Annotated in this window: 27 protein-coding genes and 1 tRNA gene; 15 read left to right on the forward strand and 13 right to left on the reverse strand. The window is 59.0% G+C overall.

The window, feature by feature from the left end; translation table 11 throughout:
- Nucleotides 1-111: 111 nt before the first annotated feature.
- Nucleotides 112-2,421 (forward strand): P-loop ATPase, Sll1717 family, encoded by a 2,310-nt coding sequence (locus H4I99_RS15125; RefSeq protein ID WP_163899123.1) that lies wholly within the window; start codon nt 112-114, stop codon nt 2,419-2,421.
- Between the two features lie 109 nt (nt 2,422-2,530).
- On the opposite strand, the gene H4I99_RS15130 is transcribed toward H4I99_RS15125, so the two are convergent.
- Complete coding sequence (locus H4I99_RS15130) at nt 2,531-2,851, reverse strand: putative quinol monooxygenase (RefSeq protein WP_163899126.1); 321 nt, start codon at nt 2,849-2,851, stop codon at nt 2,531-2,533.
- 99 nt (nt 2,852-2,950) lie between these two features.
- Nucleotides 2,951-3,181, reverse strand: coding sequence for a hypothetical protein (locus H4I99_RS15135; protein WP_163899128.1), 231 nt, complete (start codon nt 3,179-3,181; stop codon nt 2,951-2,953).
- Nucleotides 3,182-3,919: 738 nt separating this feature from the next.
- Between H4I99_RS15135 and H4I99_RS15140 the strand changes: the two genes are divergently transcribed.
- Nucleotides 3,920-4,528, forward strand: coding sequence for a hypothetical protein (locus tag H4I99_RS15140; RefSeq protein ID WP_163899130.1), 609 nt, complete (start codon nt 3,920-3,922; stop codon nt 4,526-4,528).
- Between the two features lie 54 nt (nt 4,529-4,582).
- On the opposite strand, the gene H4I99_RS15145 is transcribed toward H4I99_RS15140, so the two are convergent.
- Nucleotides 4,583-5,188, reverse strand: coding sequence for a J domain-containing protein (locus H4I99_RS15145; RefSeq protein ID WP_186663328.1), 606 nt, complete (start codon nt 5,186-5,188; stop codon nt 4,583-4,585).
- A 385-nt stretch (nt 5,189-5,573) separates the two neighbouring features.
- On the opposite strand from H4I99_RS15145, the gene H4I99_RS15150 reads away from it, so the two are divergent.
- On the forward strand, nt 5,574-5,786 hold the full coding sequence (locus H4I99_RS15150; protein ID WP_099057933.1) for a cold-shock protein: 213 nt from the start codon (nt 5,574-5,576) through the stop codon (nt 5,784-5,786).
- Between the two features lie 82 nt (nt 5,787-5,868).
- Here the strand turns inward: H4I99_RS15150 and dusA are convergent, their stop codons facing one another.
- The 3 genes from dusA to H4I99_RS15165 all read right to left on the reverse strand — a co-directional run bounded on the left by dusA (nt 5,869) and on the right by H4I99_RS15165 (nt 8,439).
- Nucleotides 5,869-6,891, reverse strand: a complete 1,023-nt coding sequence (gene dusA, locus H4I99_RS15155; RefSeq protein ID WP_163899133.1) for a tRNA dihydrouridine(20/20a) synthase DusA — start codon at nt 6,889-6,891, stop codon at nt 5,869-5,871.
- Nucleotides 6,892-6,988: 97 nt separating this feature from the next.
- Nucleotides 6,989-7,426, reverse strand: coding sequence for a DUF1489 family protein (locus H4I99_RS15160; protein WP_163899136.1), 438 nt, complete (start codon nt 7,424-7,426; stop codon nt 6,989-6,991).
- A gap of 89 nt (nt 7,427-7,515) precedes the next feature.
- The gene (locus H4I99_RS15165; protein ID WP_163899139.1) at nt 7,516-8,439 is read right to left on the reverse strand and encodes an AraC family transcriptional regulator; all 924 of its coding nucleotides are present in this window, start codon (nt 8,437-8,439) and stop codon (nt 7,516-7,518) included.
- 98 nt (nt 8,440-8,537) lie between these two features.
- On the opposite strand from H4I99_RS15165, the gene H4I99_RS15170 reads away from it, so the two are divergent.
- Entirely contained in the window at nt 8,538-9,281 is a 744-nt protein-coding gene (locus tag H4I99_RS15170; RefSeq protein ID WP_163899142.1) for an SDR family oxidoreductase, read from the forward strand.
- Between the two features lie 83 nt (nt 9,282-9,364).
- Here the strand turns inward: H4I99_RS15170 and H4I99_RS15175 are convergent, their stop codons facing one another.
- Both H4I99_RS15175 and H4I99_RS15180 read right to left on the reverse strand, forming a co-directional pair.
- Nucleotides 9,365-9,823 carry a GNAT family N-acetyltransferase gene (locus tag H4I99_RS15175; RefSeq protein WP_163899145.1) on the reverse strand — a complete coding sequence of 153 codons (459 nt, stop codon included), beginning with the start codon at nt 9,821-9,823 and terminating at the stop codon, nt 9,365-9,367.
- A gap of 115 nt (nt 9,824-9,938) precedes the next feature.
- Nucleotides 9,939-11,339: an L-serine ammonia-lyase gene (locus tag H4I99_RS15180; RefSeq protein WP_163899146.1), complete on the reverse strand. Its 1,401-nt coding sequence runs from the start codon at nt 11,337-11,339 to the stop codon at nt 9,939-9,941.
- 643 nt (nt 11,340-11,982) lie between these two features.
- Between H4I99_RS15180 and H4I99_RS15185 the strand changes: the two genes are divergently transcribed.
- From H4I99_RS15185 to H4I99_RS15195, 3 genes are all read left to right on the forward strand, one after another.
- Nucleotides 11,983-12,675 carry a DUF599 domain-containing protein gene (locus tag H4I99_RS15185; protein WP_163899150.1) on the forward strand — a complete coding sequence of 231 codons (693 nt, stop codon included), beginning with the start codon at nt 11,983-11,985 and terminating at the stop codon, nt 12,673-12,675.
- A gap of 93 nt (nt 12,676-12,768) precedes the next feature.
- Nucleotides 12,769-13,737 carry an acetyltransferase domain-containing protein gene (locus tag H4I99_RS15190; RefSeq protein WP_163899153.1) on the forward strand — a complete coding sequence of 323 codons (969 nt, stop codon included), beginning with the start codon at nt 12,769-12,771 and terminating at the stop codon, nt 13,735-13,737.
- Nucleotides 13,738-13,749: 12 nt separating this feature from the next.
- Nucleotides 13,750-14,226 (forward strand): methyltransferase family protein, encoded by a 477-nt coding sequence (locus H4I99_RS15195; RefSeq protein WP_163899156.1) that lies wholly within the window; start codon nt 13,750-13,752, stop codon nt 14,224-14,226.
- 47 nt (nt 14,227-14,273) lie between these two features.
- Here H4I99_RS15195 and H4I99_RS15200 read toward each other — a convergent pair whose 3' ends face one another.
- Together H4I99_RS15200 and mgtE are read right to left on the reverse strand one after the other, a co-directional pair.
- Nucleotides 14,274-14,660 carry a MerR family transcriptional regulator gene (locus tag H4I99_RS15200; RefSeq protein WP_099057943.1) on the reverse strand — a complete coding sequence of 129 codons (387 nt, stop codon included), beginning with the start codon at nt 14,658-14,660 and terminating at the stop codon, nt 14,274-14,276.
- A 66-nt stretch (nt 14,661-14,726) separates the two neighbouring features.
- Entirely contained in the window at nt 14,727-16,142 is a 1,416-nt protein-coding gene (gene mgtE / locus H4I99_RS15205) for a magnesium transporter (protein WP_163899159.1), read from the reverse strand.
- Nucleotides 16,143-16,377: 235 nt separating this feature from the next.
- Between mgtE and H4I99_RS15210 the strand changes: the two genes are divergently transcribed.
- Nucleotides 16,378-16,872 carry a peptide deformylase gene (locus tag H4I99_RS15210; protein WP_163899162.1) on the forward strand — a complete coding sequence of 165 codons (495 nt, stop codon included), beginning with the start codon at nt 16,378-16,380 and terminating at the stop codon, nt 16,870-16,872.
- 73 nt (nt 16,873-16,945) lie between these two features.
- A complete protein-coding gene (locus H4I99_RS15215) occupies nt 16,946-17,443 on the forward strand; it encodes a BON domain-containing protein (RefSeq protein ID WP_163899165.1) in 498 nt (165 codons plus the stop codon).
- A gap of 83 nt (nt 17,444-17,526) precedes the next feature.
- Here the strand turns inward: H4I99_RS15215 and H4I99_RS15220 are convergent.
- Nucleotides 17,527-17,611: transfer RNA gene (locus tag H4I99_RS15220), tRNA-Leu, on the reverse strand.
- Nucleotides 17,612-17,790: 179 nt separating this feature from the next.
- Between H4I99_RS15220 and lipB the strand changes: the two genes are divergently transcribed.
- Nucleotides 17,791-18,525 carry a lipoyl(octanoyl) transferase LipB gene (gene lipB / locus H4I99_RS15225; protein ID WP_163899169.1) on the forward strand — a complete coding sequence of 245 codons (735 nt, stop codon included), beginning with the start codon at nt 17,791-17,793 and terminating at the stop codon, nt 18,523-18,525.
- Between the two features lie 110 nt (nt 18,526-18,635).
- Here the strand turns inward: lipB and H4I99_RS15230 are convergent, their stop codons facing one another.
- Both H4I99_RS15230 and H4I99_RS15235 read right to left on the reverse strand, forming a co-directional pair.
- Complete coding sequence (locus tag H4I99_RS15230) at nt 18,636-19,049, reverse strand: helix-turn-helix domain-containing protein (RefSeq protein ID WP_244625094.1); 414 nt, start codon at nt 19,047-19,049, stop codon at nt 18,636-18,638.
- 58 nt (nt 19,050-19,107) lie between these two features.
- Entirely contained in the window at nt 19,108-19,254 is a 147-nt protein-coding gene (locus H4I99_RS15235; protein WP_163899172.1) for a hypothetical protein, read from the reverse strand.
- Between the two features lie 39 nt (nt 19,255-19,293).
- Between H4I99_RS15235 and H4I99_RS15240 the strand changes: the two genes are divergently transcribed.
- The 5 genes from H4I99_RS15240 to H4I99_RS15260 form a co-directional block, all read left to right on the forward strand.
- Nucleotides 19,294-20,226, forward strand: coding sequence for a DMT family transporter (locus tag H4I99_RS15240; protein WP_163899175.1), 933 nt, complete (start codon nt 19,294-19,296; stop codon nt 20,224-20,226).
- A 99-nt stretch (nt 20,227-20,325) separates the two neighbouring features.
- Complete coding sequence (locus tag H4I99_RS15245; RefSeq protein WP_163899178.1) at nt 20,326-21,045, forward strand: hypothetical protein; 720 nt, start codon at nt 20,326-20,328, stop codon at nt 21,043-21,045.
- A gap of 130 nt (nt 21,046-21,175) precedes the next feature.
- On the forward strand, nt 21,176-22,426 hold the full coding sequence (locus tag H4I99_RS15250) for a zinc metalloprotease (RefSeq protein WP_163899181.1): 1,251 nt from the start codon (nt 21,176-21,178) through the stop codon (nt 22,424-22,426).
- 69 nt (nt 22,427-22,495) lie between these two features.
- Entirely contained in the window at nt 22,496-23,113 is a 618-nt protein-coding gene (locus tag H4I99_RS15255; protein ID WP_163899185.1) for a GNAT family N-acetyltransferase, read from the forward strand.
- 123 nt (nt 23,114-23,236) lie between these two features.
- Nucleotides 23,237-23,453 (forward strand): alcohol dehydrogenase catalytic domain-containing protein (locus H4I99_RS15260; protein WP_186663330.1); only part of this gene is annotated, 217 nt, incomplete at its 3' end.

Raw genomic sequence — 23,453 nt, forward strand, 5'->3', positions numbered from 1 at the left:
TCCCGCAGTGTCAGTTGGCTGGTACGGGCATGTCCAAAGGGGAAACGCATCACCTGTCGTTGACAAATCGACGCAACCTGTCCGAGTATGCAAGAAATCTAGGGACAATCTATGACAATTTTTTGCGCTTACGCCAGCACAGCCCCGACAGTAGGTGACATTTTCCAAACTGTAGCAAACGACTTCAAAAAAACTCCGAAGGAATTGAAGATATGGCCTGAAAATGATGTGGTTGGACGGCCGTTGATTGATCCAATTCTCGAGAATATCAACAATTCAGACTTTGTCGTCGTAGACATTACCAAGGTCAACTTCAACGTAGCATTCGAAGCTGGTTACGCTATTGCAAAGAATAAAAGATTACAACTAGTGATCAATAGCGGCGTGACGAATGATGCTAGGCAACTAGCAATCATAGGTATTTACGACACCCTCGGTTATGAGAAATACGAAAATAGCAACCAACTCGGCCGGCTGATAAGAGAGTTTGAAACAAAAGAACCACTTATCATTGACTATAAGAAAGACAATAAAAACCCTATTTATATCGTCGAGTTACCTAAAAAGAGTGACGCGCAGACCAGAATAATTTCGCGCGTAAAGAAGGCACGGCTTCGCTACCGCAGTTTCAACGCAGCCGAGCATATTCGCCTTTCCGCCAACGCCGCCATTCAGCACGTTGCTAGCTCGTCAGGAGTCATAGTGCCCATTGCGTCCGCCCAGATGGAAGGAGCAGATATTCATAACATTCGAGCTGCGTTCGTCGCCGGTCTCGCAACCGGACTAAAGCGCCCTCTCCTGTTGATACAAGACTACGACGGACCGGCGCCATTAGACGTTCGCGACGTCGTAAAATCATATCGCCAACCCGAAGATATAGATGACCTTATAGCCGACTTCTCTGCCGAAGTGATTGATGAGATGCAGTCGGTTTCGCCGTCAAGAAGTGAAACCAGGACCCCATTAAGCGATCTTGTCCTCGGCGATCCCATGGCAGAGAACGAGATGACCACGCTTGCCAATTACTACCTAGACACTGAGGAGTATCTTAGAGTTTCTCGGGGTGAAGCCAACATGGTAGTGGGCAGAAAAGGGATGGGGAAAACTGCCCTCTTCATTCAACTACGAGACAACACACGAAATGACGTCCGAAATGTCGTAGTAGATCTAAAACCTGAAGGGTATCAGTTAAAGAAGCTCCGAGAGGATGTCCTTGAGATCTTAAGCGAGGGATCTGTTGAGCACCTCGTGGTAGCTTTTTGGGAATACCTCCTATACATGGAAATTGCCAATAAATTAATTGAGAAGGACGCGAAGAGAAATTCATATGATCAAGACGTAAACAAACTCTACCGAGAGTTAATTGAAACTCAATCGGCCATTAAAATCGCCGAAGAAGGGGACTTCTCCGAAAGGCTTTTAGTGCTGGTAGATGAAATACTTGGCAAAATTAAAGAATTTGAGCTGAAAAAGGGGTCTGAAAACAGGCTCACTACCGCAAAAATTACGGAAATCATACACAGCCATGCCCTGCCTGCGCTACGAGAGCGCGTAGCCGCGTATCTGAAAACCAAGAAATCCCTGTGGGTACTGTTCGACAACCTAGACAAGGGCTGGCCAGTTCAAGGCATCGATTCTACCGATGCAAATATCTTGAAGTGCCTCATTGATGCCGGAAAGAAGATAAAAAGAGATTTGATAAAGAGAGGCATCCCTACACAGTCTGTAGTATTCGTTCGAAATGATGTGTACCAGATACTGATGCAGAATACGGCCGATTTCGGAAAAGAAATATCAGTAAGACTTGACTGGTCAGACCGTGATCTACTTAGGGAGATGGTAAAAAGACGTCTCACGTCAATGCAAAATTTGGATTTCGAAGACGTTTGGGAATCTTTTTTCTGCAGGCTGTACAAGGGAGTTTACAGCTTTGACTACATCATTGATCGCTGTTTGATGCGGCCGAGAAATTTAATCAAAATAATGTTTCACGCCAGAGGGTACGCGATCAATATGCGTCATCAAACGGTGACTGAGGGAGATTTGGAGAAGGCACTTAAAACCTATTCAAATGATGTACTCGAAGAGGCCGATGAAGAACTTACCGACATTGAACCAATCTCTCGTGGTTTAATATACCATTTTATAGGTGAGTCCGCATTATATAGCCGCAAGGAACTACTGGATTTCATCCATAAAGCACTCTCCGGCAAAGCAAATACAGAGCAAAGCGAGAAGATTGTTGAATACCTACTTTATTTTGGGTTCTTCGGAGTGAAGACACCAGAAAACGATCCAAGATACATTTATGACTTCTCATACAACATGCAGTTGCTAACAACTTGGATTAGCAAGAACGAAAATTCAGCGGCTTACTATCTGAACCCGGCGTTTTGGCCTGCGCTAGAGATTAAAGAGTAGCCTGCCTGCGGATACGGCCAATTTCCCGAAAAAAGGAGGACGAATTCCGAAAATTCCGCAGTAAAATCAACAAAACAAAGTTTTTTCATCCCCCACCATTTCCATCCCTTTACCCTAGTCCCCGTCCCGCCCTCGGATACAACTCGACGGTGTCGGAGGCCATCGAGTCGATCACGACATGCGACAGCAGCGAGGGGCCGACGGCCCAGAGTGCCCGCATATGGTCCGTGTCCTCGTGGCGGCGATGCGCGGCCTCGCTGGTGAAGGCCTCCGCGAGCAGGATGCGGTCGGGATGGCCCGGCATCGGCACGAGTTCGATATAATGGCAATCGCGGTCGAGGCGGCTCTTTTCCAGATGGTCCCGCGCCGCCTCCAGATAGGCCTCGCGTTTTCCCGGCTTCGTTTCGAAGAATCCGACAATCAGCTTCATGCTCTCCTCCTTCGCTCTGGCTGCAAGCGTGATCCCGATGGCGGCGGCTGGCAAGGGCAGCAATCTGCCGGTTCGATGAACGATGGCGGAGACGAAGGCCTACCCCTTCACCACCCACTTCCCCACCACGAACACCACCACCCCCAGCCCGAAGAACGGCCCGAGCACACCGAAAAGCTCCGGGTCCTGCCATGGCATGGGGATGCGGATATCGCGGCAGCCGGTCGTGTTCATGCCGCAGCCGAATGCGGCGACCCAGTACCATGCGACGACGGCGGCAATAACGATGACAACACCCAGCGTCATCAGCCCGATCCTCAAGATGCGCATGCCATTTTCCTCCTGTGCCGCCTGCCCCGTTTTCGGCGCAGGTCGCCGGTCGCAAACCATGTTGCGGGTGGGATCGCTTCGATCAAGTTAGCCCGTAACGACGGCAAGCGGCATAAATCGGGCGTCTGAACGAACAGGCGCATCCTCCTTGGCCGTCGTCGCGATCCCCGTTTCCCCCCAAAATCCCCGCCCCCATTTCCCGTGCCTACAATCCATCTGTTCCGTCGCGGATACACCGGGTGTGCGTGCCCGGCGAGGCGGGACCGGCGCTGAAAGGTTCGGGCGATCGCAGGCCCGGTCTTTCGGGGTCCGTGCAAACTGGTCTCCCTCCGGCGACGTGGGGACATGGGAAGGCCTCGGACGGCTGAACCCCATGTCGGCCCTGACGGCGCGCCGGACGCGCCTGCAAGGCGTCAGAGACCGGCGGTATCAGGTAGTCCCGGGCGTCCGGCGGTGAAAGCCGCAAGCCCGATGGACGGAAAATCCTGGGAACCGCCGGAGCAGAGGGACCGACCGCACGGATAAAAACCGCCGAACGGGGCGCCGGAAGGTGTCATATTTTTTACTTTACGAGGCAGCTTCCAGCGCCCCGTCCGCCACCCCCTGGCCGAAAGGCCGAAAAGGGGGAACCGAAGTAAGGCAAACCACGGCGGGAGACCGCGCGTGAACGTTTCAGCGCGTCCGGACGGCGGATGCCCTCCCCACCCGCAAGCCGGATCGACGCGAAGGAGCAAGGACATGACCGGGACTTCGGAAAACACCACTGCGGACGCCATCGCGCCCGACAATGCCGCCGAACCCGATCCGGTTCGGGACTGCATCGCCCTGATGGCCGCGGACGCCCTCGATGTCCCCCGCATTTGCCTGCGGCGCGCCTGCCGCCGGCAGCGGCACTGCGGGGTCTGGTTGCCGGATCACGATGAGACCGGTTGCGCGGCCTTGCTCCCGGAAAAGTCGCGCGCCCTTTACGATGCCTTGCGCGTCGAAGCCGAGGTCATCATCAGACTGCTGATCGCCCACAGCCCCCTTCCGCCGCCCTCGCCCGATCCGGCTCAACGCTGGCTGCAGGAGGGGACGATGCGCATCGTCTTCGACACGCTCACCCGTTTCCACATCGAGCGCCCCCTGCTGCGGTTCTTCGCCAGGGATTGGCAGCGCCAGGAACCCGCCTTGCTGCAGGGCGAAATGCTGGAGCGTTTCGAGGCGCTGATGCGGATCGTCAGCGCTGAACCCCGGCCCGCGACGGAGGACCCGTCATCTCCCGATGAAACGACAGCCGCGAACGCTCGGCCGTCCGCCGGAGAAAGCTTCGCACCGCCCGGCCCGCCGTCAGCGGATGCATCGTGAAGACATCGGGATGGCGCAGGAGGCGCGCCGCTTTCCCCTCGCCCGAGATCGCGGCTATTCCGCAGCCTTTGCCAGCGGTTCCGGCTCCAGCTCGTAGGAATAGCCTTCGAGCATGGTATAGGCCCGCTCGATCGCCTCGATCTGGGTTTCGGCGGCGCGGATGGCGTCGGATATCGATTGCGTGCGCGCCTTCAGCATGGAGCCGAGCACATCCGCTTCCGGCCGGCGGCCGATGCGGTCGATATGCTGGCGCACCCGGGCGCGATGGCGTTCCAGCTCGAGAATATGGAAGCGCGTCTTCAGGATGTCGTCGGTGAGCTTGCGGCGCAGGCCGGCGACGGGATCGAAGCTGCCGGGCTCGCGCTCGTCGAGGATCATGTCGTTGACCAGCGTCTCCAGCATCATCAGGCCCTTGAGATCGGCCGTATCGGCGAGCTGCGGGTCGTAGCCGGTGTCGTCATAGACCTTGCGCCGCACCGGATCCTTGAGCAGCTCGTAGGACGCCGTCACCTTGGCAAAACGGTCGACGTCGCCACCGCCATCGGGATGCTCGGTCTTGGCGATCTTGCGATAGGCGGCCTTGATAGCCGCATCGTTCGCGTCGCGGGGCAGCCCGAGCAGCTGATAAGGATCGATCACGGTGGCACCTGTCTTCGGCATTGCTAATCTTGCCCCCGCGCCTTCCTAGCCCGAAGGCCAGCGGGCATCAACCCCGCACCGGGACGAGGCTTCCAGAACCTCCCCTCAAATGTCAATGGATTCAGTCGTTTGACCAAAAGCAAACAAGAAAGGGCCCTGTTTTCGCCCTTGCCTTTTCGGTGGAAAACCCTTAATTCTGGCGTCGTTCGGGCATTAATGATCCCGGAGACTGGACCGATTGTAGTGACCGTGTCATGCGGTTTTGGGGGCTTTCTCCCGCTGGTAGACGTTCTTTCCCCGTTATCGCGACTTCCGACTGGCCCTTTCGCGAAAGGGTATGACACCCCTCTCTTCCGGCCTTCCGGATGCGAGGAACTGACAAACTAAGGGACAAGGAACTTCTCCCATGGCCACCAAAGGCACGGTAAAATTCTTCAATCAGGACAAGGGCTTCGGCTTTATCACTCCGGATGGCGGCGCTAAGGACGTATTCGTCCACATCTCCGCTCTCCAGGCTTCCGGCATCCAGGCGATCAAGGACGGCCAGCAGGTCACCTTCGACACCGAGCCGGACCGCATGGGCAAGGGCCCGAAGGCCGTCAACATCCAGCTCGCATAATTTGCGGGTTGCTTCCGGCTCAACCGGAAGCCTGAGATGAGACATGAAACGGCGTCCTTCGGGGCGCCGTTCGCATTTCCGGCTATTCCGCCGCCACCTGCGGCTTTGGTCCACTGGCGATATCGACTGAAGCAAAAGCGGCCGCAATGACCTCCGGCCCGGCGCTTGCCTTGGTCGCATCGGTGGAAAGGATCTGCCGATATCGACGCGCCCCGGCAAAGCCCTGAAACAGCCCGACCATGTGTCGCGTGACATGGGAAAGCCGCCCGCCATCCGCCATCACCCGCTCTGCATAGACCATCATCGCGTCGCGTACCGCGTCCCAGTCCGGCTCCTGTGACGGCTCGCCATAAATTTTCTCGTCCACGCCGGTCAGCATCGTGGCATTATGATAACTGGCCCGTCCAAGCATCACCCCGTCCATCACCTCCAGATGCCGGGAGGCCGCCTCGAGGCCGTCGATGCCGCCGTTGATGCCGAGGAAAACATGCGGGTTTTCCCGCTTCATCCGATAGACCAGTTCGTAGTCTAGCGGCGGGATTTCCCGGTTTTCCTTGGGCGATAGCCCCTTCAGCCAGGCCTTGCGGGCGTGGATCCAGATCGCATCCGCACCGGCCCCGATCATCCGGGTGAGGAATTCCGGCAAAACCTCGGCCGGCTCCTGGTCATCCACCCCGATCCGGCACTTGACGGTGACCGGAACGGTCGCCACCTTTTTCATCGCGGCGACACAGCCCTCGACCACCTCGGGTGTCTGCATGAGACAAGCCCCGAAGGTCCCCGACTGCACCCTGTCAGAGGGACACCCGACATTAAGGTTGATCTCGTCGTAGCCATAATCCGCAGCGATCCGCACAGCCTCTGAAAGCTTTGCCGGATCCGAACCGCCAAGCTGCAGCGCCACCGGATGTTCCTCGGTCGAAAAGCCGAGAAGCCGGTCCCGATGCCCGTGAATGATCGCATCCGCGACGACCATCTCGGTATAGAGCAACGCCCGCCCCGTCAGTTGCCGGTGGAAATAGCGGCAGTGACGGTCGGTCCAGTCGATCATCGGGGCAACGGCGAAGAGTTTCGTCCCCGGGCTGTAGAGCGGTGCTATGGTCATGAGCGGTGAGATAACCCCGCAATGGCTTGTTCGCAAGGGTTTCCCGGTCCGGCTGCCCGTTCTGTGACAATTGAAGAAGTCGGAAAGGGCGAAGAGATCACAGAAGGCCGAGTTCGGCGAGTTCCCGCTTCAGGTCTTCGGGCATTTCCTCGATATTGGCTCCGGAGGCACCGAGGTCGCGGGGGGCTGCATCCGGCTCCAGATAGCGCCAGCCCTGGAAGGGGCGGCGCGGCGCCGGCGTCACCTCTATCACTTCCGGCCCGAGTATCAGTTCGCAGCGCGTGATACCGTCGCCGCCGGTGAAGGTCTTGATGTCGAGGAGCTTCTGCCGCGCCGCCACCTGACCCTTGATGATCCAGTAGAGCGAGCCGCCGTCCAGCAATTCCTCGCCACGCTTGGGCACCATGCGCGTCACATGGCTGGAATGGGGCTCCAGACCGGCTGCGACGGCAATAAGCGCCCTCTCCGCCACCCAGTCACGAAGATCCTGAAGGGAGTCGGCGCCGACGCAGAGCTTGATGAGATGCAGTGTCATGCCTGCGGTGATAATCCGATGACAGCCCACGTCAAGGGGCGGATGAATAAGTCGGCAGTGCCATCGTTCAAATTGGGTGTGCAGACAATCTAGGCATTCACAGCTTCGCCTTGCATCCCGCCACGTTTGATAAAACTGCCGGGCGGCAGGCCGACATGGCGGCGAAAGGCGGTGCTGAAGGTGCTGGCGGAGCTGTAGCCGATCCGCCGTGCCACCTCATCGAGCGCCACTTTCTCGCTGCGTAGCAGGTTCTTTGCGACCGTCATCCGCCATGACAGCAGATATTCCATTGGCCGCACCCCGACCATGCGGTTGAAGCGGTCGAAGAAAGCCGAGCGAGACATGCCTGCCTCCTGGGCAAGGTCCGGAACCGTCCATGCCCTTTCGATATCCCCATGCATGCCACGCAACGCAACGGCGATCCGGGGATCGGCAAGGCCGCGCAGGAGGCCCGGCTGGGCTTCCTCGGTCGGCGCTGCCCGAAGTGCCTCGATCAACAGGATTTCGACGAGCCGCTGCAAAATGAGATCGCGGCCGATGTCCTTTCGCGCCGCCTCCTCTCCGAGCAGGCGCACCAGCTGCGCGAGCCGGGGCACCCCACGGATGTGGATCATGCGCGGCAAAAGAGAGACGAACAGCCCGGCATCAGGCGCATCGAAGGAAAACCAGCCGCCGAACTGTCGGACATCGGGAGGACCGTCCTGCCGGCCGTGACGGATTTCCCTGTCGGGGGCAACGGCTGTCTTCGGATCGATGTGCAAGGGCTGCGCGGGTTCGAGACTGGACATCATAAAGGATGGAGTTTCAGGCAGAAGCACGAAGTCGCCTTCTTCGAGGATGACCGGCTGCTCTCCACTGACAGCCAGACGACAGCTTCCCTCGATCATCGCGCAAAATCCCGGCAGCCCGAAATCGGCGTAGCGCACCGCCCAGCGCCCTGCGCCGGTGATCCCCTTGGAGAACACGGCCCAGGGGCGGAGAATCTGGATAACTTCGGTCAGCGGGTCGGTCATGTCGGACTATCTCAAATAAAATATGGACTATTGATCGAAGATAGTCCTGATTATGTCGATTACAACGATCTCGTCAACAGCGAACACAGGAGATCCTCATGAAGACCGTACTCATCACCGGCTGCTCATCCGGCTATGGATTGGAGACCGCCCGTTACTTTCATGAGAAAGGCTGGAGCGTCATAGCCACCATGCGGAACCCGCGCGACGGCCTGCTGCCGGCGTCGGAACGCATTCGCATGCTGCCGCTGGACGTGACCGATCCCGAGAGCATCGCGGCCGCCGTGGAAAAGGCGGGGCCGATCGATGTGCTGGTGAACAATGCCGGGATCGGTGTCGTCGGCGCTTTCGAGGCCACGCCGATGGCGCATGTCCGCAAGGTCTTCGAGACCAATAGCTTCGGCGTCATGGCCATGACACAGGCCGTCATCCCGCAGATGCGAGAGCGCCGGTCCGGCGTGATCGTCAACGTCACCTCGAGCGTGACCCTTGCGGCAATGCCGTTGGCGGCGGCCTATACCGCAAGCAAGCAGGCGATAGAGGGATTCACCGGATCGCTGGCGCATGAATTGGCCGCCTTCGATATCCGGGCGAAACTGGTGGAACCCGGTTATGCGCCGACGACGCGGTTTGCGGCCAACACCGACATTCCTGTCATGGACCTGATCCCGGAATCCTATGCCGAATTTGCCGGACCGATCTTTGCCGGCTTCGCCAACCCGGCGCTGACGACGAGGGAAAGCGACGTAGCCGAGGCGATCTGGATGGCTGCCAACGACACTTCGGACAGGCTGCGTTATCCGGCAGGAGCGGATGCTGTGGCCCTCTCTAGGGTCGCCTGATCTGCACGGCAGGATATCAAACGGCCCGGCATGCCGGAGGTTACTGAAGCCTCCGGCCTTGTTGCTGACGGTCCGGCAATCGCTCACCCGAGGGACTTCGCCATCCTGAACCGATCGAGGGACTGCCCGTGGCGATGAACCGTTTCTCGCTCTATCACGACAAACCCCATCCGCTCAAAAAACGGTCTTGCTGTGATGCTGACTTCGGAATGAAGCCCTGTCAGTCCGCTTGCCCGCGCGTGAGCCTCGACCGCCTCGATGAGCGCCGTTGCAACCCCGCGCCCACCGAACTCGGGATGCACAAACATCATGTCGATATGGCCGTCTGCTTCGAGATCGGAAAAGCCCGCGACAACGCCGCCGATCTCCGCGACCCATGTCGGCCTGTTGGCGCGGCGTATCGACCAGACGTCCCGGTCTGCATGTGCCCACGCATCGATCTGCGCAGGCGTATAATCCTTCGAAGCCGTTTCGCGGATCGCCCGCAGAAACACGTCTATGACGCTATCGAGATCGTCAGGTCTGTAAGGGCGGATAAACATAGAGCGGCCACTTCGAATGCAGGATTGAAAGGAGACCTTCCCACCGGGTATCAGCCGGGCCGGCGGGCGGCAAGTCTCCTCACTGCGGATGAGATCGGCGCCCCTCAGGGCGCCATCAACATTCGACGACGTTGACGGCGAGGCCGCCGAGAGAGGTTTCCTTGTACTTCTCGTTCATGTCGTTGCCGGTCTGGCGCATGGTTTCGATGGCGGCATCGAGCGGCACGAAATGCTGGCCGTCGCCCTTTAGCGCCAGCGAAGCGGCGGTTACAGCCTTGACCGCCCCGAGAGCGTTACGCTCGATGCACGGCACTTGCACAAGGCCGGCAACCGGGTCGCAGGTCATGCCGAGATGGTGTTCCAGCGCGATTTCCGCGGCATTCTCGATCTGCTCCGGGCTGCCGCCCATGACCGCGGCAAGACCGGCCGCTGCCATGGCGGATGCCGAGCCCACCTCGCCCTGACAACCGACCTCGGCACCGGAGATCGAGGCGTTGTGCTTGATGATGCCGCCGACGGCAGCGGCCGTCAGCAGGTAATCGCGGACACCCTCCTGGTCGGCATCGGGATGGAAATGCAGATAGTAGCGGATCGTCGCGGGGATGACACCGGCCGCGCCATTGGTCGGCGCGGTCACGACGCGTCCACCGGCCGCATTCTCCTCGTTGACCGCCATGGCATATACCGACAGCCAGTCATTCGCGAGCAAGGGATTGAGACGGTTGCTGCGCCACTCTTCCTGCAGCTTGTCGTGAATGGACCTTGCCCGTCGGCGCACGTTGAGCCCGCCCGGCAGCCTGCCTTCCTGCTTCAGCCCCCGGTCGATGCAGCCGCTCATCGCATCCCAGATCCGGTCGAGGCCGGAATCGAGGCTTTCGCGGTCCATCGCCGTTTCCTCGTTGGCGCGCTTCATCTGGGCGATCGTCAGGCCGGAGCTGGCGGCCATGTCGAGCATCTCTTTGGCGGAGGAAAAGGGATAGGGCACCTTCCGGCCGCCACTGCTCTTTTTTGCAGCTTGCATGGCCGCAAGCTCTGTATCGGTCACGACGAAACCGCCGCCGATCGAATAATAGACAGTGGTCAGCAGCACGCGGCCGTCGCGGTCGAGAGCTGAGAAGCGCATGCCGTTGGCATGGCCCGGCAGCGGGGTCTTCTTGTCGAAGACAAGATCGTCCTTGGGCTGGAAGGTATAGGCCGGATGACCCGGCGGCTGCACCTTGCCGGTCTTCTCGACCTCCTCGATGATCGTATCCATGTGGTCGGGGTCGATGCTGTCGGGCGCTTCGCCGGTAAGACCGATGATAACAGCCCTGCCCGTTCCGTGACCGATGCCGGTATAGGCGAGCGAACCGTGCAGGCTCACTTTCAGAGCCGCCACATGCGCGCCGTGCGGCCGCGGCCAGCTATCGGACAGAATGAGGTCGAGGAACCGGTTCGCAGCCGTCATCGGCCCCATTGTGTGGGAGCTCGAAGGCCCGACGCCGATCTTGAAAACATCGAATACCGAAAGAAACATGAGATTCCGACCTGCGCACCGGATCCTGAAGCATGGCCGCCGAGCCCTTGTGACCGCGACGAGGTAGAGGATCAACCGACATATAGTGATTCAAGGCTAGGATATCATCGATTGCGAATGCGTCGGCGAACCGACATCGGCTTTCACCGTCGCGACATGGGTGTCATCTGCTGCAAATAAAAACAGCGCGGGCTTTTCGACCCGCGCTGTGAATGAAAACCGGATGTTGACCGGTTCAGATGCTGCCAAAAAGATAAGCGAGGCAAAGAACGCCAGCAAATCCCATCAATGCACGAAATGTGACGCTCCAGCACGATTTCTGGATACTGTCTTCCATATAGGCTCCGATTGTCATCCATGGTTGGCAGAAAGCCGTCCCCCGACCGCCTTCTTGATGTCGATCTATTAAAGTTTGCAGGGTTTCGCAACTGCAAAAAAGGCAAAACAAAGGCGCTTTCGATTTCCAGCCATGCGTAAGTTGCATAGTTTTTCGAAATATCAATGGCTTGGCACTTCACTCATTGAATCACGTCAATAAGCTGTCCGTCATATTTTTGTCAAAAGCCCTGCCATCCGACGCTGGCCTTGTGGAATTTTGTCCAGTGAGCTTAAAACATTTCGTGGAATCGACCGGAGCCTTGGGATGACCCTTGCCGATTATTGCGCCCTTATCCTCTTCGCCGGCCTTTGGGTCGGCTATTCCTGGATCACAGGTCAGGCACGCATCCTTTCGCGCAGTAGCCTCACCCAGGTCATGGCCGAACGCCGCCGCGCCTGGATCATGAATTCGCTGAAGCGCGACCTGAAGATGATCGACACGCAGATCCTCGCCGGACTGCAGAACGGAACGGCCTTCTTCGCCTCGACCTCCATCCTCGCGATCGGCGGCTGTTTTGCCCTTCTCGGTCAGACGGACAAGGTGGATTCGGTGCTGAAGGATTTGCCCTTCGTTCTTCCGGGCGGGCGCACCACCTTCGAGATCAAGGTTTTCGTCCTCACCGCGATCTTCGGCTATTCCTTTTTCAAGTTCGGCTGGTCGTACCGGCTGTTCAATTACTGCACCATTCTCTTCGGTGGACTGCCGATGTCCGAGGAGACGCGGCGGGATCCGGCAGCCGCTGAGAAAGCGGCCGAACTCGCAATCCGCATGAACATCATCGCCGCAAGCCATTTCAATGCAGGCCTGCGCGCGCTTTTCATGTCGATCGGCTATCTCGGCTGGTTCGCCAGCCCCTATCTGTTCATGGCAACGTCTACGGTTGTCTTTGTTGTGCTTATCCGCAGGCAATTCTTCTCCGAGGCCAGGCTTGCACTCATTCATGGACCAGCGCCATGAAAAGGCCGCGTTTGATGTTTCTCCCAGGCAGGTGCCCTGCCGTTCGCGTGGGCCGTCCTCCCCAATAACGGACCATCAACAAAGGGATTGACCGTGCAGCCCTCCTCCGAGCGCCCAGAAAAAGCATCGTCGCATCCCCGTATCGGCGCACTCGATGCCGCTCGCGGGCTGGCGCTGATCGCCATGGCGACCTATCACTTCAGCTGGGACCTCGAATTCTTCGGCTATCTGGATCCGGGAACCTCGACGCATGGACCGCTGAAGATCTATGCGCGCTGCATCGCCTCCAGCTTCCTGTTTCTCGCCGGCTTCAGCCTCGTTCTGGCGCAGTATCCCGAACTGCGGCTGAAGTCCTTCCTGAAGCGTCTCGGCATCATCGTTGCGGCGGCACTGGCCATTACGGTCGCAACCGCCATCGCCATGCCGGACGGGTTGATCTTCTTCGGCATCCTGCACAGCATCGCGGCTGCAAGCCTGTTGGGACTGCTGTTCCTGAGGGCGCCGCCGCTGCTGACGATAGCCGTGGCGGCCGTCATCATCGCCCTGCCGGTTTACTACCAGTCGGAAGCCTTCGACGCACCGTGGCTGCTATTCCTCGGGCTTTCACAGCATCTGCCACGATCCAACGACTACGTGCCGATGCTCCCGTGGAGCGGTGCTCTGCTCATGGGGATTGCAGCAGCGCGCATCGCCCACGGGCGAGGATGGTTGACCGCGCTCGCGCGTCTTCCGGAAGGCCCTCGGTGGCTGCGCTGGGGCGGGCGGCACAGTCTGATCGTCTATCTGGTCCACCAACCCGTGCTGATCGCCATTGTCTATTTGATGTCGATCATTGCGCCACCTCAGGAACCTGATCCTATTCAGTCGTATCTGATGAGTTGTCAGACGGCATGCCAGGCGGAAGGAAGCGAAGCGGAGCTATGCACCCGTTTCTGCTCCTGCACACTGGACCGTTTGCAGGAGCAGTCACTGCTGGCACCGCTCCAGTCCGGCGCAATCTTACCGGACAAGGATGAGCGGATATTGAAGCTTGCGCGTGAATGTTCAGCCATCAGCCAATGACAGGATCTGATCATGAATGCCTATAGGTTAAAGCCGCTGCGGTATCCCTGGCCGCCGGTCGTTTATGTTCTGGCCATTGCAGTGGCCTTTCTCGCGGACCGCTATGTCGGACTATTGCCCCCGGCGCGCGGCGATGGATATTTCTTCATCACCGTCGGCGGATTGCTGGTGGCGTTGGCAATCGCACTCGATATCTGGGCGGTGAAAACCCTGCTGGATTGCCATACTGCCGTCCTGCCGAACCGCTGTGCCCAACGGCTGGTGACCACCGGCCCGTTCCGTTTCACGCGGAACCCGATTTATCTCGGCTATACGCTTCTGACGTTGGCCTTCGGCCTGCTGACCGGCAATGCCTGGTTCTTCGTCGCCGGACTGACTGCTGCGGCGCTCACCACCATGGTCGCGATCCGTTGCGAAGAAATGCATCTGCTTGCGCGCTTCGGCGCAGATTTCGAACATTATTGCCAGCGCACCCGGCGCTGGATCTGAAGAGAGGCTGGAGAGGGATGCTGCGTGGGATCGCGCAGCTCTTCCCATCAGGTGCCGACGCCGATTTCCACGAGGCGCGTCAGGCAGGCCTCCTCGGCATTGTCGAGCTCCGCCAGCGTCTCGTCGATATCTCGACGCTTCTGGCGAAGTTCCTCGCGTTTCTCGTCGATGCGCTTCATCATCAGCTTCAGCTGGCCGATCTCGCCCGGCGGTTCCTTGTAGACGTGGATGACTTCACGGATTTCGGCTATGGTGAAGCCGATCCGGCGTCCGCGAAGGATTTCCTGCAGCAGTCGTCGGTCGGCCGCGCGGTAAAGACGCGTACGGCCACGACGTTCCGGATGGATCAAGCCTTCGTCTTCATAGAATCGAAGTGTCCGGGTCGAGACGCCGAATTCACGCGTCAATTCTGTTATACTGTAATACTTCTTCACAACCGTACCGCTTCATTAGGGAAGCAATATAATATTGACTTTTACGTACAAGTCAATTTTGCCGTTTCAGCTCGACATGAACCACCATGTGGCAAGGCCCAGGAATGAGAAAAAGCCAGTCGTGTCGGTGATGGCGGTCACGAAAACCGCCGAGGAAACAGCAGGGTCCGCCCCGGTTCGATGCAAAAGCAGCGGAATGGTGATTCCAGCCATCGCAGCTGCAAACATGTTGATCAGCATCGCCGTGGTAATGAGGCCGCCGATCGAGGCGTCGTGGAACCAGAAACCCGCCACGATGCCGACGAGACAGCCGAACAGGACACCGTTGATGAGACCTACACCGGCCTCGCGGCGCGCCACGCGCCATGCGTTATGGATATCGAGGTCACGGGTTGCAAGCGCCCTCACCGTCACAGTCATCGTTTGCGAGCCCGCATTGCCGCCCATCCCGGCGACAATCGGCATGAGGATCGCGAGCGCCACCACCTGCTCGATGGTCGCCTCGAAGAGCGATATGACGGAGGCCGAAACAAAGGCGGTGAAGAGGTTGACCGCAAGCCAGGGCACACGTGAGCGGGAAGTCTCCACCACGCTGTCCGACAGCTCTTCGTCGCCGACACCGCCGAGGCGCATCAGGTCTTCTTCCGCTTCCTCCTGAATGACGTCGACCACGTCATCGATGGTCAGGACGCCGACCAGCCGCTCGTTCTCATCGACGACGGCAGCGGAGAGAAGGTCATACTGTTCGAAAAGCTGCGACGCTTCTTCCTGGTCCATTTCGGCAGGAATCGAATGGCTGGTTTCGCGCATGATCGTTTCGATCTTCACCTGGCGCTTGGTGCGCAGGATGCGATCGAGATCGACCGTGCCGAGCAGTTTGAAGGTTGGGTCGATGACGAAGATCTGAGTGAAGCTTTCCGGCAGGTCTTCCTCGTCGCGCATGTAGTCGATCGTCTGGCCGACCGTCCAGAACGGCGGAACTGCGACAAACTCCGTCTGCATGCGTCGACCGGCCGAACTCTCCGGATAGTCGAGAGCCCGGCGCAGGCGGACCCGCTCGGTAAAAGGCAATTGGGCAAGGATCTCTTCCCGGTCCTCGTGATCGAGGTCTTCGAGAATGTAAACGGCGTCGTCCGAATCGAGATCACCAATCGCTGCGGCGATCTGCGCATTGGGCAGATGCTCGACGATCTGCAGGCGAATGCCTTCATCCACCTCTGTCAGCGCGGTTAGATCGAAGTCGTCGCCGAGCAGCCGTACCAGGGCGATACGCTGGTCGGGCTGGATCGCCTCGATCAGGTCGCCCAGTTCCGATTCATGCAGCCGAGCGACGTGCTGGCGCAGGAACAGAAGATCGCGGTCGGCAATCGCCGCCCCGACCATCGCCAGAAAATCGGAACGGATGGAGCCGTCTTCGGAATAGATGTCGGCTGCGTCTTCCTGAGCGGAACGGGTGCGGGTTTCTTCGCCGGTCTCCGTCATCTTCGCGCCCCCGTCTCGTTCTGCTGGCTTTATGCGGCTTTCCGGCCGACAAGGAGAATGGCGTCAAAAAACGCTTTGTCAACAATTGCATAGGCTCGCCCGCCGGTGAACTGTGCAAATGCGAATGCTTCCTGCTAACCTATCTCCGGGGAGAGGTCCAGCGGTCATACACCGGAGACTCCGATGATCCCGGAAATGGGCCTGACCCTGCCCTTTTAGCTAGGAAATACAAAGTATGAGCATTCGCCCGATCGTTCGTTTTCCCGACCCTCGGCTGAAGGTCCCCTGCCTGCCGGTCGCGGTCTTCGACGAGGCATTGAGGCAGCTGGCCGACGACCTCTTCGACACGATGAAAGCGGCTCCTGGCGTCGGCATCACCGCTGCGCACATCGGGGAGACGCTTCGCCTCGTGGTGCTCGACTTGCCGCAGCTCGGCGGGCGTTGCGACTATGCCAATCCGGAAATCCTGTGGTCCTCTCCCGAAACCATGGAGCATGAGGAAGGCAGCGTCTCGATGCCTGGCGCCATAGAGACGGTCACGCGCCCGAAGACCATCGAGCTGCAATATGACGACCTTGAAGGCGTCAACCACAAGGTGAGGTTGGAAGGTTTTGCCGCCATCTGCATGCAGCATGAAATCGACCAGCTCGACGGCATTTTCTGGCTTCAGCGTCTCTCCCGGCTGAAGCGTGAACGTGTCGTGAAGAAGTGGGAAAAAAGTCAGGCGTGATTCTCTTCATAAAGGCCGAACCGAAAGCCGGTTTGCGCGTTTCAGATTGAATGGACGATTAACGGAGACACCCATGGAAAACGGCAAGCGCAAGGACGAGTTGTCCCGCGAGGAAGATTACCGCGATTTTGAGCAACGGGATCTGGAAGAGGGTTGGCCCTACGACGACGAGTCCGGGGCGAGCCGCAAACCGGTCGGCAATGCCGCTTATGGGGAAGCCGACGGAAATTTCGACCGTGAGCGGGACGATGGGGTGAGAATCACCCGGTCCGGACAGGATGCAATCGATCCCCCGGCCTATCCCGAGACCGGAGACGAGCGCAGCACGGAAGATGATGATCAGCTCGAATCAGACATCGCCGCTCTGATCGAGAACCTTCCCGGCATAAATCCCGATGCCATCGATATTCGCGTGGAAGGCCGAGCGGTGACGCTGAGCGGCAGCATCGACACACCAGAGGAGCGCCGGCTTCTGGAAATGAAGGTGCTGGCCGTTGCAGGCGTCGAAAAGGTTCACAACCGTATCGAGACAATCGGTAGCGACAGCCACATTCCCCGAGATACGGACTAGCGCCTCAAACCGTGGGACAACACAGGCCAATTCTCGGCCATTCTGTTGATTGAAAACAAAAAACCCGGCCGAAGCCGGGTTATTGGTGCGGTCGAGAAGACTCGAACTTCCACGGGTTGCCCCACAGCGACCTCAACGCTGCGCGTCTACCAATTCCGCCACGACCGCATCGTGGTAGGGCCGACTTGCGTCGACGGAGGTGCATGTAGCAAAAGCATTTTGGGTGCACAAGAGCGTCGTGACAGTTTTTTGAATTTTCTCTCGGCCCCTGTTGATAGCCCTTCCCCCGATACCCTTGAAACGCAGCGCATTTGTTGCCAAGTAGAGGAAAAATGAAGGTTTTTCCCATGCAGCGCACCGAAATCTCCACCGAAATGCACCCTCAGGAAGGATCACCGCCGGTGCGATGGCGCATTTCCGAAGAACTGGTGCCGTATGATGTCGCGGTGTCGGAAATGGAACGGCAGGTCGCCGCCATTGCCGACGGCAAAGCAGACGAACTCGTCTGGTTGCTGGAACACCCGCCGCTTTATACGGCCGGCACCAGCGCCGATGCGTCCGACCTGATCGACCCCGACCGATTCCCGGTTTTCGCCACCGGGCGGGGCGGTGAATACACCTATCATGGCCCCGGTCAGCGAGTTGCCTATGTCATGCTTGACCTGAAGCGTCGACGGCAGGACGTCCGCGCCTATGTCGCGGCCCTGGAAGAAGTGGTCATCCGTACGCTGGACAAGATGAACGTGCGCGGCGAACGCCGCGAAGACCGGGTCGGTGTGTGGGTACGCCGTCCAGAAAAGCCACTCCTGCCCGACGGCAGCATGGCGGAAGACAAGGTGGCTGCACTCGGCATCCGGCTGCGCCGCTGGGTGAGCTTTCACGGCCTTTCGATCAATGTCGATCCGGACCTCGGGCATTTCTCAGGGATCGTACCGTGCGGAATCACCCAATATGGGGTGACGAGCCTCGTCGACCTCGGCCTGCCGGTGATGATGGCGGATGTGGATATCCGCCTGAGAGAATCATTCGAGGAAGTCTTCGGGGAAACCGTGCGCGACCACGACCAGGAAATCGCCGCCTGAGTCAGGCTCGCGGGATCTGACGCTCGCAATCCTCGCGCTTGGCGCATTTCCGGTAAAAGGGAATCGCGGATGCAAAGCCGCTTCCCATTTTCTGGGGAATGACTCTGGGTTCAACGCGAACCCAAGTCCTCATCATTTTCCTCATAACAGGCGATCTGGCGCGCGAGCGACTTGATCAGGCGTCCGCATTCCTGATGGAGTTGATCGAGATGGGCAAGCTGGAGGCGCATCGCTTCGAGCGGAAGCTTTCTGTCATGGTCATCCGGCCCCAGGCCGACACCGGTCATCAGCCACATCGGTGACACACCGAGAATGCCCGCAAGGTTGAGCAGGCGGGTCGGCAGCGGCTCGGAACGGTCCGCTTCCCACTCAAGCAGGGTTTCGCAGGGAACGCCGAGTTGATCCGCGAGAGCGTCCGGACTGATTCCCGCCGTATCGCGAGCGGCGGAAAGCCGGCCCCCGAGCGTATCGTCGCTCGCATCGGGAAAAAGGTTCATCCGATCGCGAGGCATCAGGATGTCCATGGTGTAACGTCTCCCTTGTCCGTAGCGGGGCTTGTGTCTCTTCCACCCCGACGCGGTTTTACGGCTTATCGTGCCGCCCTTGCCTTATATGGCGTTCTTCAAGATATGGATGATAGACAGCTTTTGCCACCCTGTTGCCGCCATCGGCTGCTGACAACTCGCCATTTATGACATCGCCGAGCGCTGGCAACTTGATCTCGGTCATCCCCCATGCTTGATGGTGGCTTTCCCGAAAGCATGAGCGATGTCCGAGCCCAAGTCCACGCCCGCCCAGAACCCCGTGCAAGGCATGGCGCTGATGGCGACATGCATGCTCATCCTGCCCTCGATGGATGCGATCGCCAAGTATATGGCGACCTATGAAGGCATGTCCCCCGGGCAGGTCACGTTCTACCGATTCTTCTTCCAGCTTGCCTGCACCCTGCCCGTGCTCTTTTTCCTGAGCGGCTGGTCGGCGCTTTCGGCAAAGCGGCCATGGCTCAACCTGCTGCGCGGCGTCCTGCATGGCTCCGCAAGCCTGATGTTCTTCATCGCAGTCAAGTACATGCCTCTTGCGGACGTCTTCGCGATCTACTTCGTCGAACCTTTCATGCTGACGGCCTTGTCGGCGCTGTTTCTTGGTGAGAAGGTCGGCTGGCGGCGCTGGCTCGCCATCATCGTCGGCTTCGGCGGCGCGATGATCGTCATCCAGCCAAGCTACGAGATCTTCGGCCTGAAGGCGCTTCTACCGGTCGCCTGCGCCTTTCTCTTCGCTCTCTACATGTTCCTGAACCGCGCGGTGGGCGATGCCGATTCGCCGATGACCATGCAGACGATGGCCGGTCTCGGCGGCACCGCCCTGATGGCTGTCGCCCTTTTCGGCGGCAATCAGATGGCACAGGCGGATTTCCATATCTCGCTGCCGCAATCCTGGCTCGGCCTGCTGCTGCTCGTCCTGCTGGGCACGATATCCGGCTACATACACCTGCTAGTCGTTCGCGCCTTCCGTATGGCGCCGCTCTCGGTGCTTGCCCCATTCCAGTACTTCGAAATTATTGCAGCGACTATTTTTGGGTATTGGCTTTTCGGAGATTTCCCGACTGTCTCGAAATGGCTCGGAATTGCCATCATCGTTGGCTCAGGACTGTTCATCCTCTGGCGAGAGCACAAGCGGGCGCACGAAAGCCAACAAGTTTAACGATTTTGGTAAGCTGCGACTAACCGCGCTTGTTGGGACATTGGAAACATCCGATTGCTAGAAGCGTTCCCGGTTTCATGATGAAACAGGGAAGAAAAGATGAGCGAATTTCGTCTCTCTTTTCCGGCAAATGTGATCGCCGGGAAGAACAGGCTGACAGCCGAAGACATTTTGTTATTACGCAAATATTCGTTTCCTTTGGGAATCCGCAGCGCCGACGATGTGGTCACATTGCTGGCGCTCAACAGCACCTGTCCCGAGAAGTGCGATGGGTGGAACGACTTCTTCATAGAGTCGCTGACGGCCTTCATCGTCGAGCACTGCTATCCGCAAGGCAGCCTTGACGAAATTAATGTCGAGTGGATGAAGAGCGTGCTCTCCACCAATGGCGTTATAGAGACGCCGCTCGAACTGGCGGTCGTGCTGCATGTGATCGACGTCTCCCCCCATGTGCCGCCGTCGCTGAGGGCCTTCGCTATCGATCAGGTTCGGATCGCCATCGCGGAGAACACGGGCGCCTTTTCCACCGAGCGTCCCAAATCGGATGGCATCACGGACTATGACCTCGCTTATCTCGACCGCGTTTTGCGAACCGCCTTCGATCGCGGCTTCCTCCAGCTTGCCGATCGGGAGCGCGCAGCCTTGTTTGCCGTCAACGCTGCGATATCGGGATCTACCAGTCATAGCCGTTGGAGCGAACTCCTCGCTGCTGCAAGTCAGGGCAGCCTCCCCTCGGCGCGGGCGAAAAGCGAAGAAACGTCAAGCCGCTGGCTCAAGGTTCCCGACGCCTTCTTCCTCGACACGGAAAAGGTCGCCTGACGGAAGGCGTTCGCTGGAAGCTATGGGATTCGCTTGAATTTTACCGAATCCATCAGGCCAATTCTAAGGTCCGCCATCTAGGCTGCCACTCTTGGAAGATGCTTGATGCGCTGATCGCCGGGAGATCCACTTGACTGAATTCCAGACGGCTTTCGTGTTGCTTGGTATCAACATCGGTCTCCTATGGCTGCTGTTGGCGGCCCCCATCGGCAGCCGAACGATCAAGGTTCGCCGTCTGTTGAACAAGCGTGCCGAGGAGATCTGGGACATGGCCCGACCCGGAGGGGGCCTTGCAGACTGGCATCCCGCCATCCTCTCCAGCCGCCCCGTCGAGGGCATGCCCGACAGAATGGAGCTTACCTATCGCCAGCCGGACCGACAGGGCCGCTCCATGACCCGTATCATCGCCATCGACCGCACGGGCGTAACCGCACAGGGTGAGTTCTCCTGCGAACTGCGCATCGTCGCCGACAGCGCTTTGGATGCCGAATTCTGGTCCGGCTACCGCGAGGTACGCCGCATCGCGCCAGCCGAAGTGGGGTCGGCCATCGTCATAGAACAGACGGACAGCTATCGCGGGCTGGCGGGTTATCTCTATCGTTACTTCTCGCTGCGTCGCGAGGTGCGGGCTCTTGAGGACTATCTCGAGGGCCGCAAACCCGTCGCCCACGAACGCTTCGAGCATCCGCTGGTGCAGACGGCGCTTGCGGTGCTCTCCACGCTCCTGCTCTGGCCTTTCTTCGGCATGAATTCGAACGGGTTGATGATTTCCGTCTTCCTGACCCTTGTGATCGTCTTTCACGAGCTTGGCCATATGGTCGCCTACCGGGCCTTTGGTCATGAGAGCGCCCGGATGATCTTCGTGCCGCTGTTGGGCGGCATAGCGATTGGCGGAAGGCCCTACGACAGCCGCTTCGAAGCCGCAACCTGCGCGCTGATGGGGGCCGGCGTCTCGGCCTTCCTCGTGCCGATCCTGATCGCCGCTCACCAATCCGGCCCGGAGAGCGGACCGATCCTGGTTTTCATGCTGATCCTCGGCGCCTTCAATCTGCTCAACCTGCTGCCGATGTACAGGTTCGACGGCGGACAAATGCTGCGCCAGATATTCCGCACGACGAAGGCGTTGACGCTGGCGTCCTTCGGCGTGACCGGCGTCATTCTCTGGACCGGCTGGCGCATCGGTCTGCCGCCGCTTGCCCTGCTTGCCGCACTCTCGATCTTCACCCTCCTGAGCCTGATCCGAACGGGAAAAGTAAAGCCGCGTCACGAGCTTGCCGAAATGTCCCCGGCCGAACAGCTGATGACGGGTTTCGGTCTCTATGCGGCGCTTTCCATCCACGTCTATGCCGTGGTTTACGCCTGTGACCGTCTGTTCGGGTGACACGGAAGCATAATCCCCAAGCTGGATTGACGACTTGACAGGACGCCCTTCGGGCGCTCCAAGGGAGGCATGGATGAAATCAACGCTCCCCTTCCTTCCGGCTATTCGCCGGTGCCGCCCGGCATGCTCGCCAACGTCGTGACCTGCCTCGAGATGCGGGCACGTCCGCCGGTCAAGGCCGATCCTCCGACCGGTTCGCTTCGGCTGGAACGCTGGAGCGATGCGGATCTCGACGCCTACAGGGATCTGTTCCGGCGCATCGGCGAGGAATGGATGTGGATGTCGCGTCTGGTCATGCCGGACGACGAATTGAAGGCTATCCTCGAAAATCCGCAGATCGAGATTTTCGTGATGCTCGACAGTGAAAAACGGGTCGGCCTTCTGGAACTCGATTTCCGCAAGGACGGCGAGTGCGAACTGGTCTTCTTCGGTCTTGTCGCCGAGGCCATCGGCAATGGCGCCGGCAGGCTGATGATGAATGCGGCCATCGCCAACGCATGGTCGAAACCCATCAGCCGATTCTGGGTTCATACCTGTCATTTCGACCATCCCGGCGCGATACCCTTCTACCGCCGCTCGGGCTTCGAGCCTTACGCGTTCTTCGTCGAGGTCAGCGAAGACCCGCGCCTGACCGGCCAGATGCGCCGCGATGCGGCCGCTCATGTACCGCTGATCGAGGCGCTGTGACCGCCTGACGCTAGATGCCGTCAATTGATTTTTGACAGGCGCAGGAAAACCAGCGCTGTCTCTTGAGGCGGTCTACTGCGCATGCAACATACCACCACGAATTCGAACAAAAGGAGAAACGCCATGGACGTTCGCGCCGCAGTCGCCATACAGGCAGGAAAGCCGCTGGAGGTCATGACCGTACAACTCGAAGGCCCTCGTGCCGGCGAGGTGTTGATCGAGGTGAAGGCGACGGGGATCTGCCATACCGACGATTTCACGCTGTCGGGCGCGGATCCGGAAGGCCTGTTCCCGGCGATCCTCGGCCATGAAGGTGCGGGCATCGTCGTGGACGTCGGAC

Source organism: Paenirhizobium daejeonense (genome assembly GCF_014280875.1).
In the GTDB taxonomy this organism is placed as follows: domain Bacteria; phylum Pseudomonadota; class Alphaproteobacteria; order Rhizobiales; family Rhizobiaceae; genus Allorhizobium; species Allorhizobium daejeonense.

Excerpts from the sequence above, each read along its gene's own strand:
- H4I99_RS15165 (WP_163899139.1), bottom strand. The coding sequence starts at position 8,439 with ATGACCGACCCGCTGACCGAAGTTATCCAGATTCTCCGCCCCTGGGCC.
- H4I99_RS15215 (WP_163899165.1), top strand. The coding sequence starts at position 16,946 with ATGGAAAACGGCAAGCGCAAGGACGAGTTGTCCCGCGAGGAAGATTAC.
- H4I99_RS15235 (WP_163899172.1), bottom strand. The coding sequence starts at position 19,254 with ATGACCGAGATCAAGTTGCCAGCGCTCGGCGATGTCATAAATGGCGAG.
- H4I99_RS15150 (WP_099057933.1), top strand. The coding sequence starts at position 5,574 with ATGGCCACCAAAGGCACGGTAAAATTCTTCAATCAGGACAAGGGCTTC.
- H4I99_RS15160 (WP_163899136.1), bottom strand. The coding sequence starts at position 7,426 with ATGACACTGCATCTCATCAAGCTCTGCGTCGGCGCCGACTCCCTTCAG.
- H4I99_RS15240 (WP_163899175.1), top strand. The coding sequence starts at position 19,294 with ATGTCCGAGCCCAAGTCCACGCCCGCCCAGAACCCCGTGCAAGGCATG.
- lipB (WP_163899169.1), top strand. The coding sequence starts at position 17,791 with ATGCAGCGCACCGAAATCTCCACCGAAATGCACCCTCAGGAAGGATCA.
- H4I99_RS15140 (WP_163899130.1), top strand. The coding sequence starts at position 3,920 with ATGACCGGGACTTCGGAAAACACCACTGCGGACGCCATCGCGCCCGAC.
- H4I99_RS15130 (WP_163899126.1), bottom strand. The coding sequence starts at position 2,851 with ATGAAGCTGATTGTCGGATTCTTCGAAACGAAGCCGGGAAAACGCGAG.
- H4I99_RS15210 (WP_163899162.1), top strand. The coding sequence starts at position 16,378 with ATGAGCATTCGCCCGATCGTTCGTTTTCCCGACCCTCGGCTGAAGGTC.
- H4I99_RS15135 (WP_163899128.1), bottom strand. The coding sequence starts at position 3,181 with ATGCGCATCTTGAGGATCGGGCTGATGACGCTGGGTGTTGTCATCGTT.
- H4I99_RS15195 (WP_163899156.1), top strand. The coding sequence starts at position 13,750 with ATGAATGCCTATAGGTTAAAGCCGCTGCGGTATCCCTGGCCGCCGGTC.
- H4I99_RS15145 (WP_186663328.1), bottom strand. The coding sequence starts at position 5,188 with ATGCCGAAGACAGGTGCCACCGTGATCGATCCTTATCAGCTGCTCGGG.
- H4I99_RS15175 (WP_163899145.1), bottom strand. The coding sequence starts at position 9,823 with ATGTTTATCCGCCCTTACAGACCTGACGATCTCGATAGCGTCATAGAC.
- H4I99_RS15180 (WP_163899146.1), bottom strand. The coding sequence starts at position 11,339 with ATGTTTCTTTCGGTATTCGATGTTTTCAAGATCGGCGTCGGGCCTTCG.
- H4I99_RS15230 (WP_244625094.1), bottom strand. The coding sequence starts at position 19,049 with ATGGACATCCTGATGCCTCGCGATCGGATGAACCTTTTTCCCGATGCG.
- H4I99_RS15125 (WP_163899123.1), top strand. The coding sequence starts at position 112 with ATGACAATTTTTTGCGCTTACGCCAGCACAGCCCCGACAGTAGGTGAC.
- H4I99_RS15255 (WP_163899185.1), top strand. The coding sequence starts at position 22,496 with ATGGATGAAATCAACGCTCCCCTTCCTTCCGGCTATTCGCCGGTGCCG.
- mgtE (WP_163899159.1), bottom strand. The coding sequence starts at position 16,142 with ATGACGGAGACCGGCGAAGAAACCCGCACCCGTTCCGCTCAGGAAGAC.
- H4I99_RS15170 (WP_163899142.1), top strand. The coding sequence starts at position 8,538 with ATGAAGACCGTACTCATCACCGGCTGCTCATCCGGCTATGGATTGGAG.
- H4I99_RS15245 (WP_163899178.1), top strand. The coding sequence starts at position 20,326 with ATGAGCGAATTTCGTCTCTCTTTTCCGGCAAATGTGATCGCCGGGAAG.
- H4I99_RS15185 (WP_163899150.1), top strand. The coding sequence starts at position 11,983 with ATGACCCTTGCCGATTATTGCGCCCTTATCCTCTTCGCCGGCCTTTGG.
- dusA (WP_163899133.1), bottom strand. The coding sequence starts at position 6,891 with ATGACCATAGCACCGCTCTACAGCCCGGGGACGAAACTCTTCGCCGTT.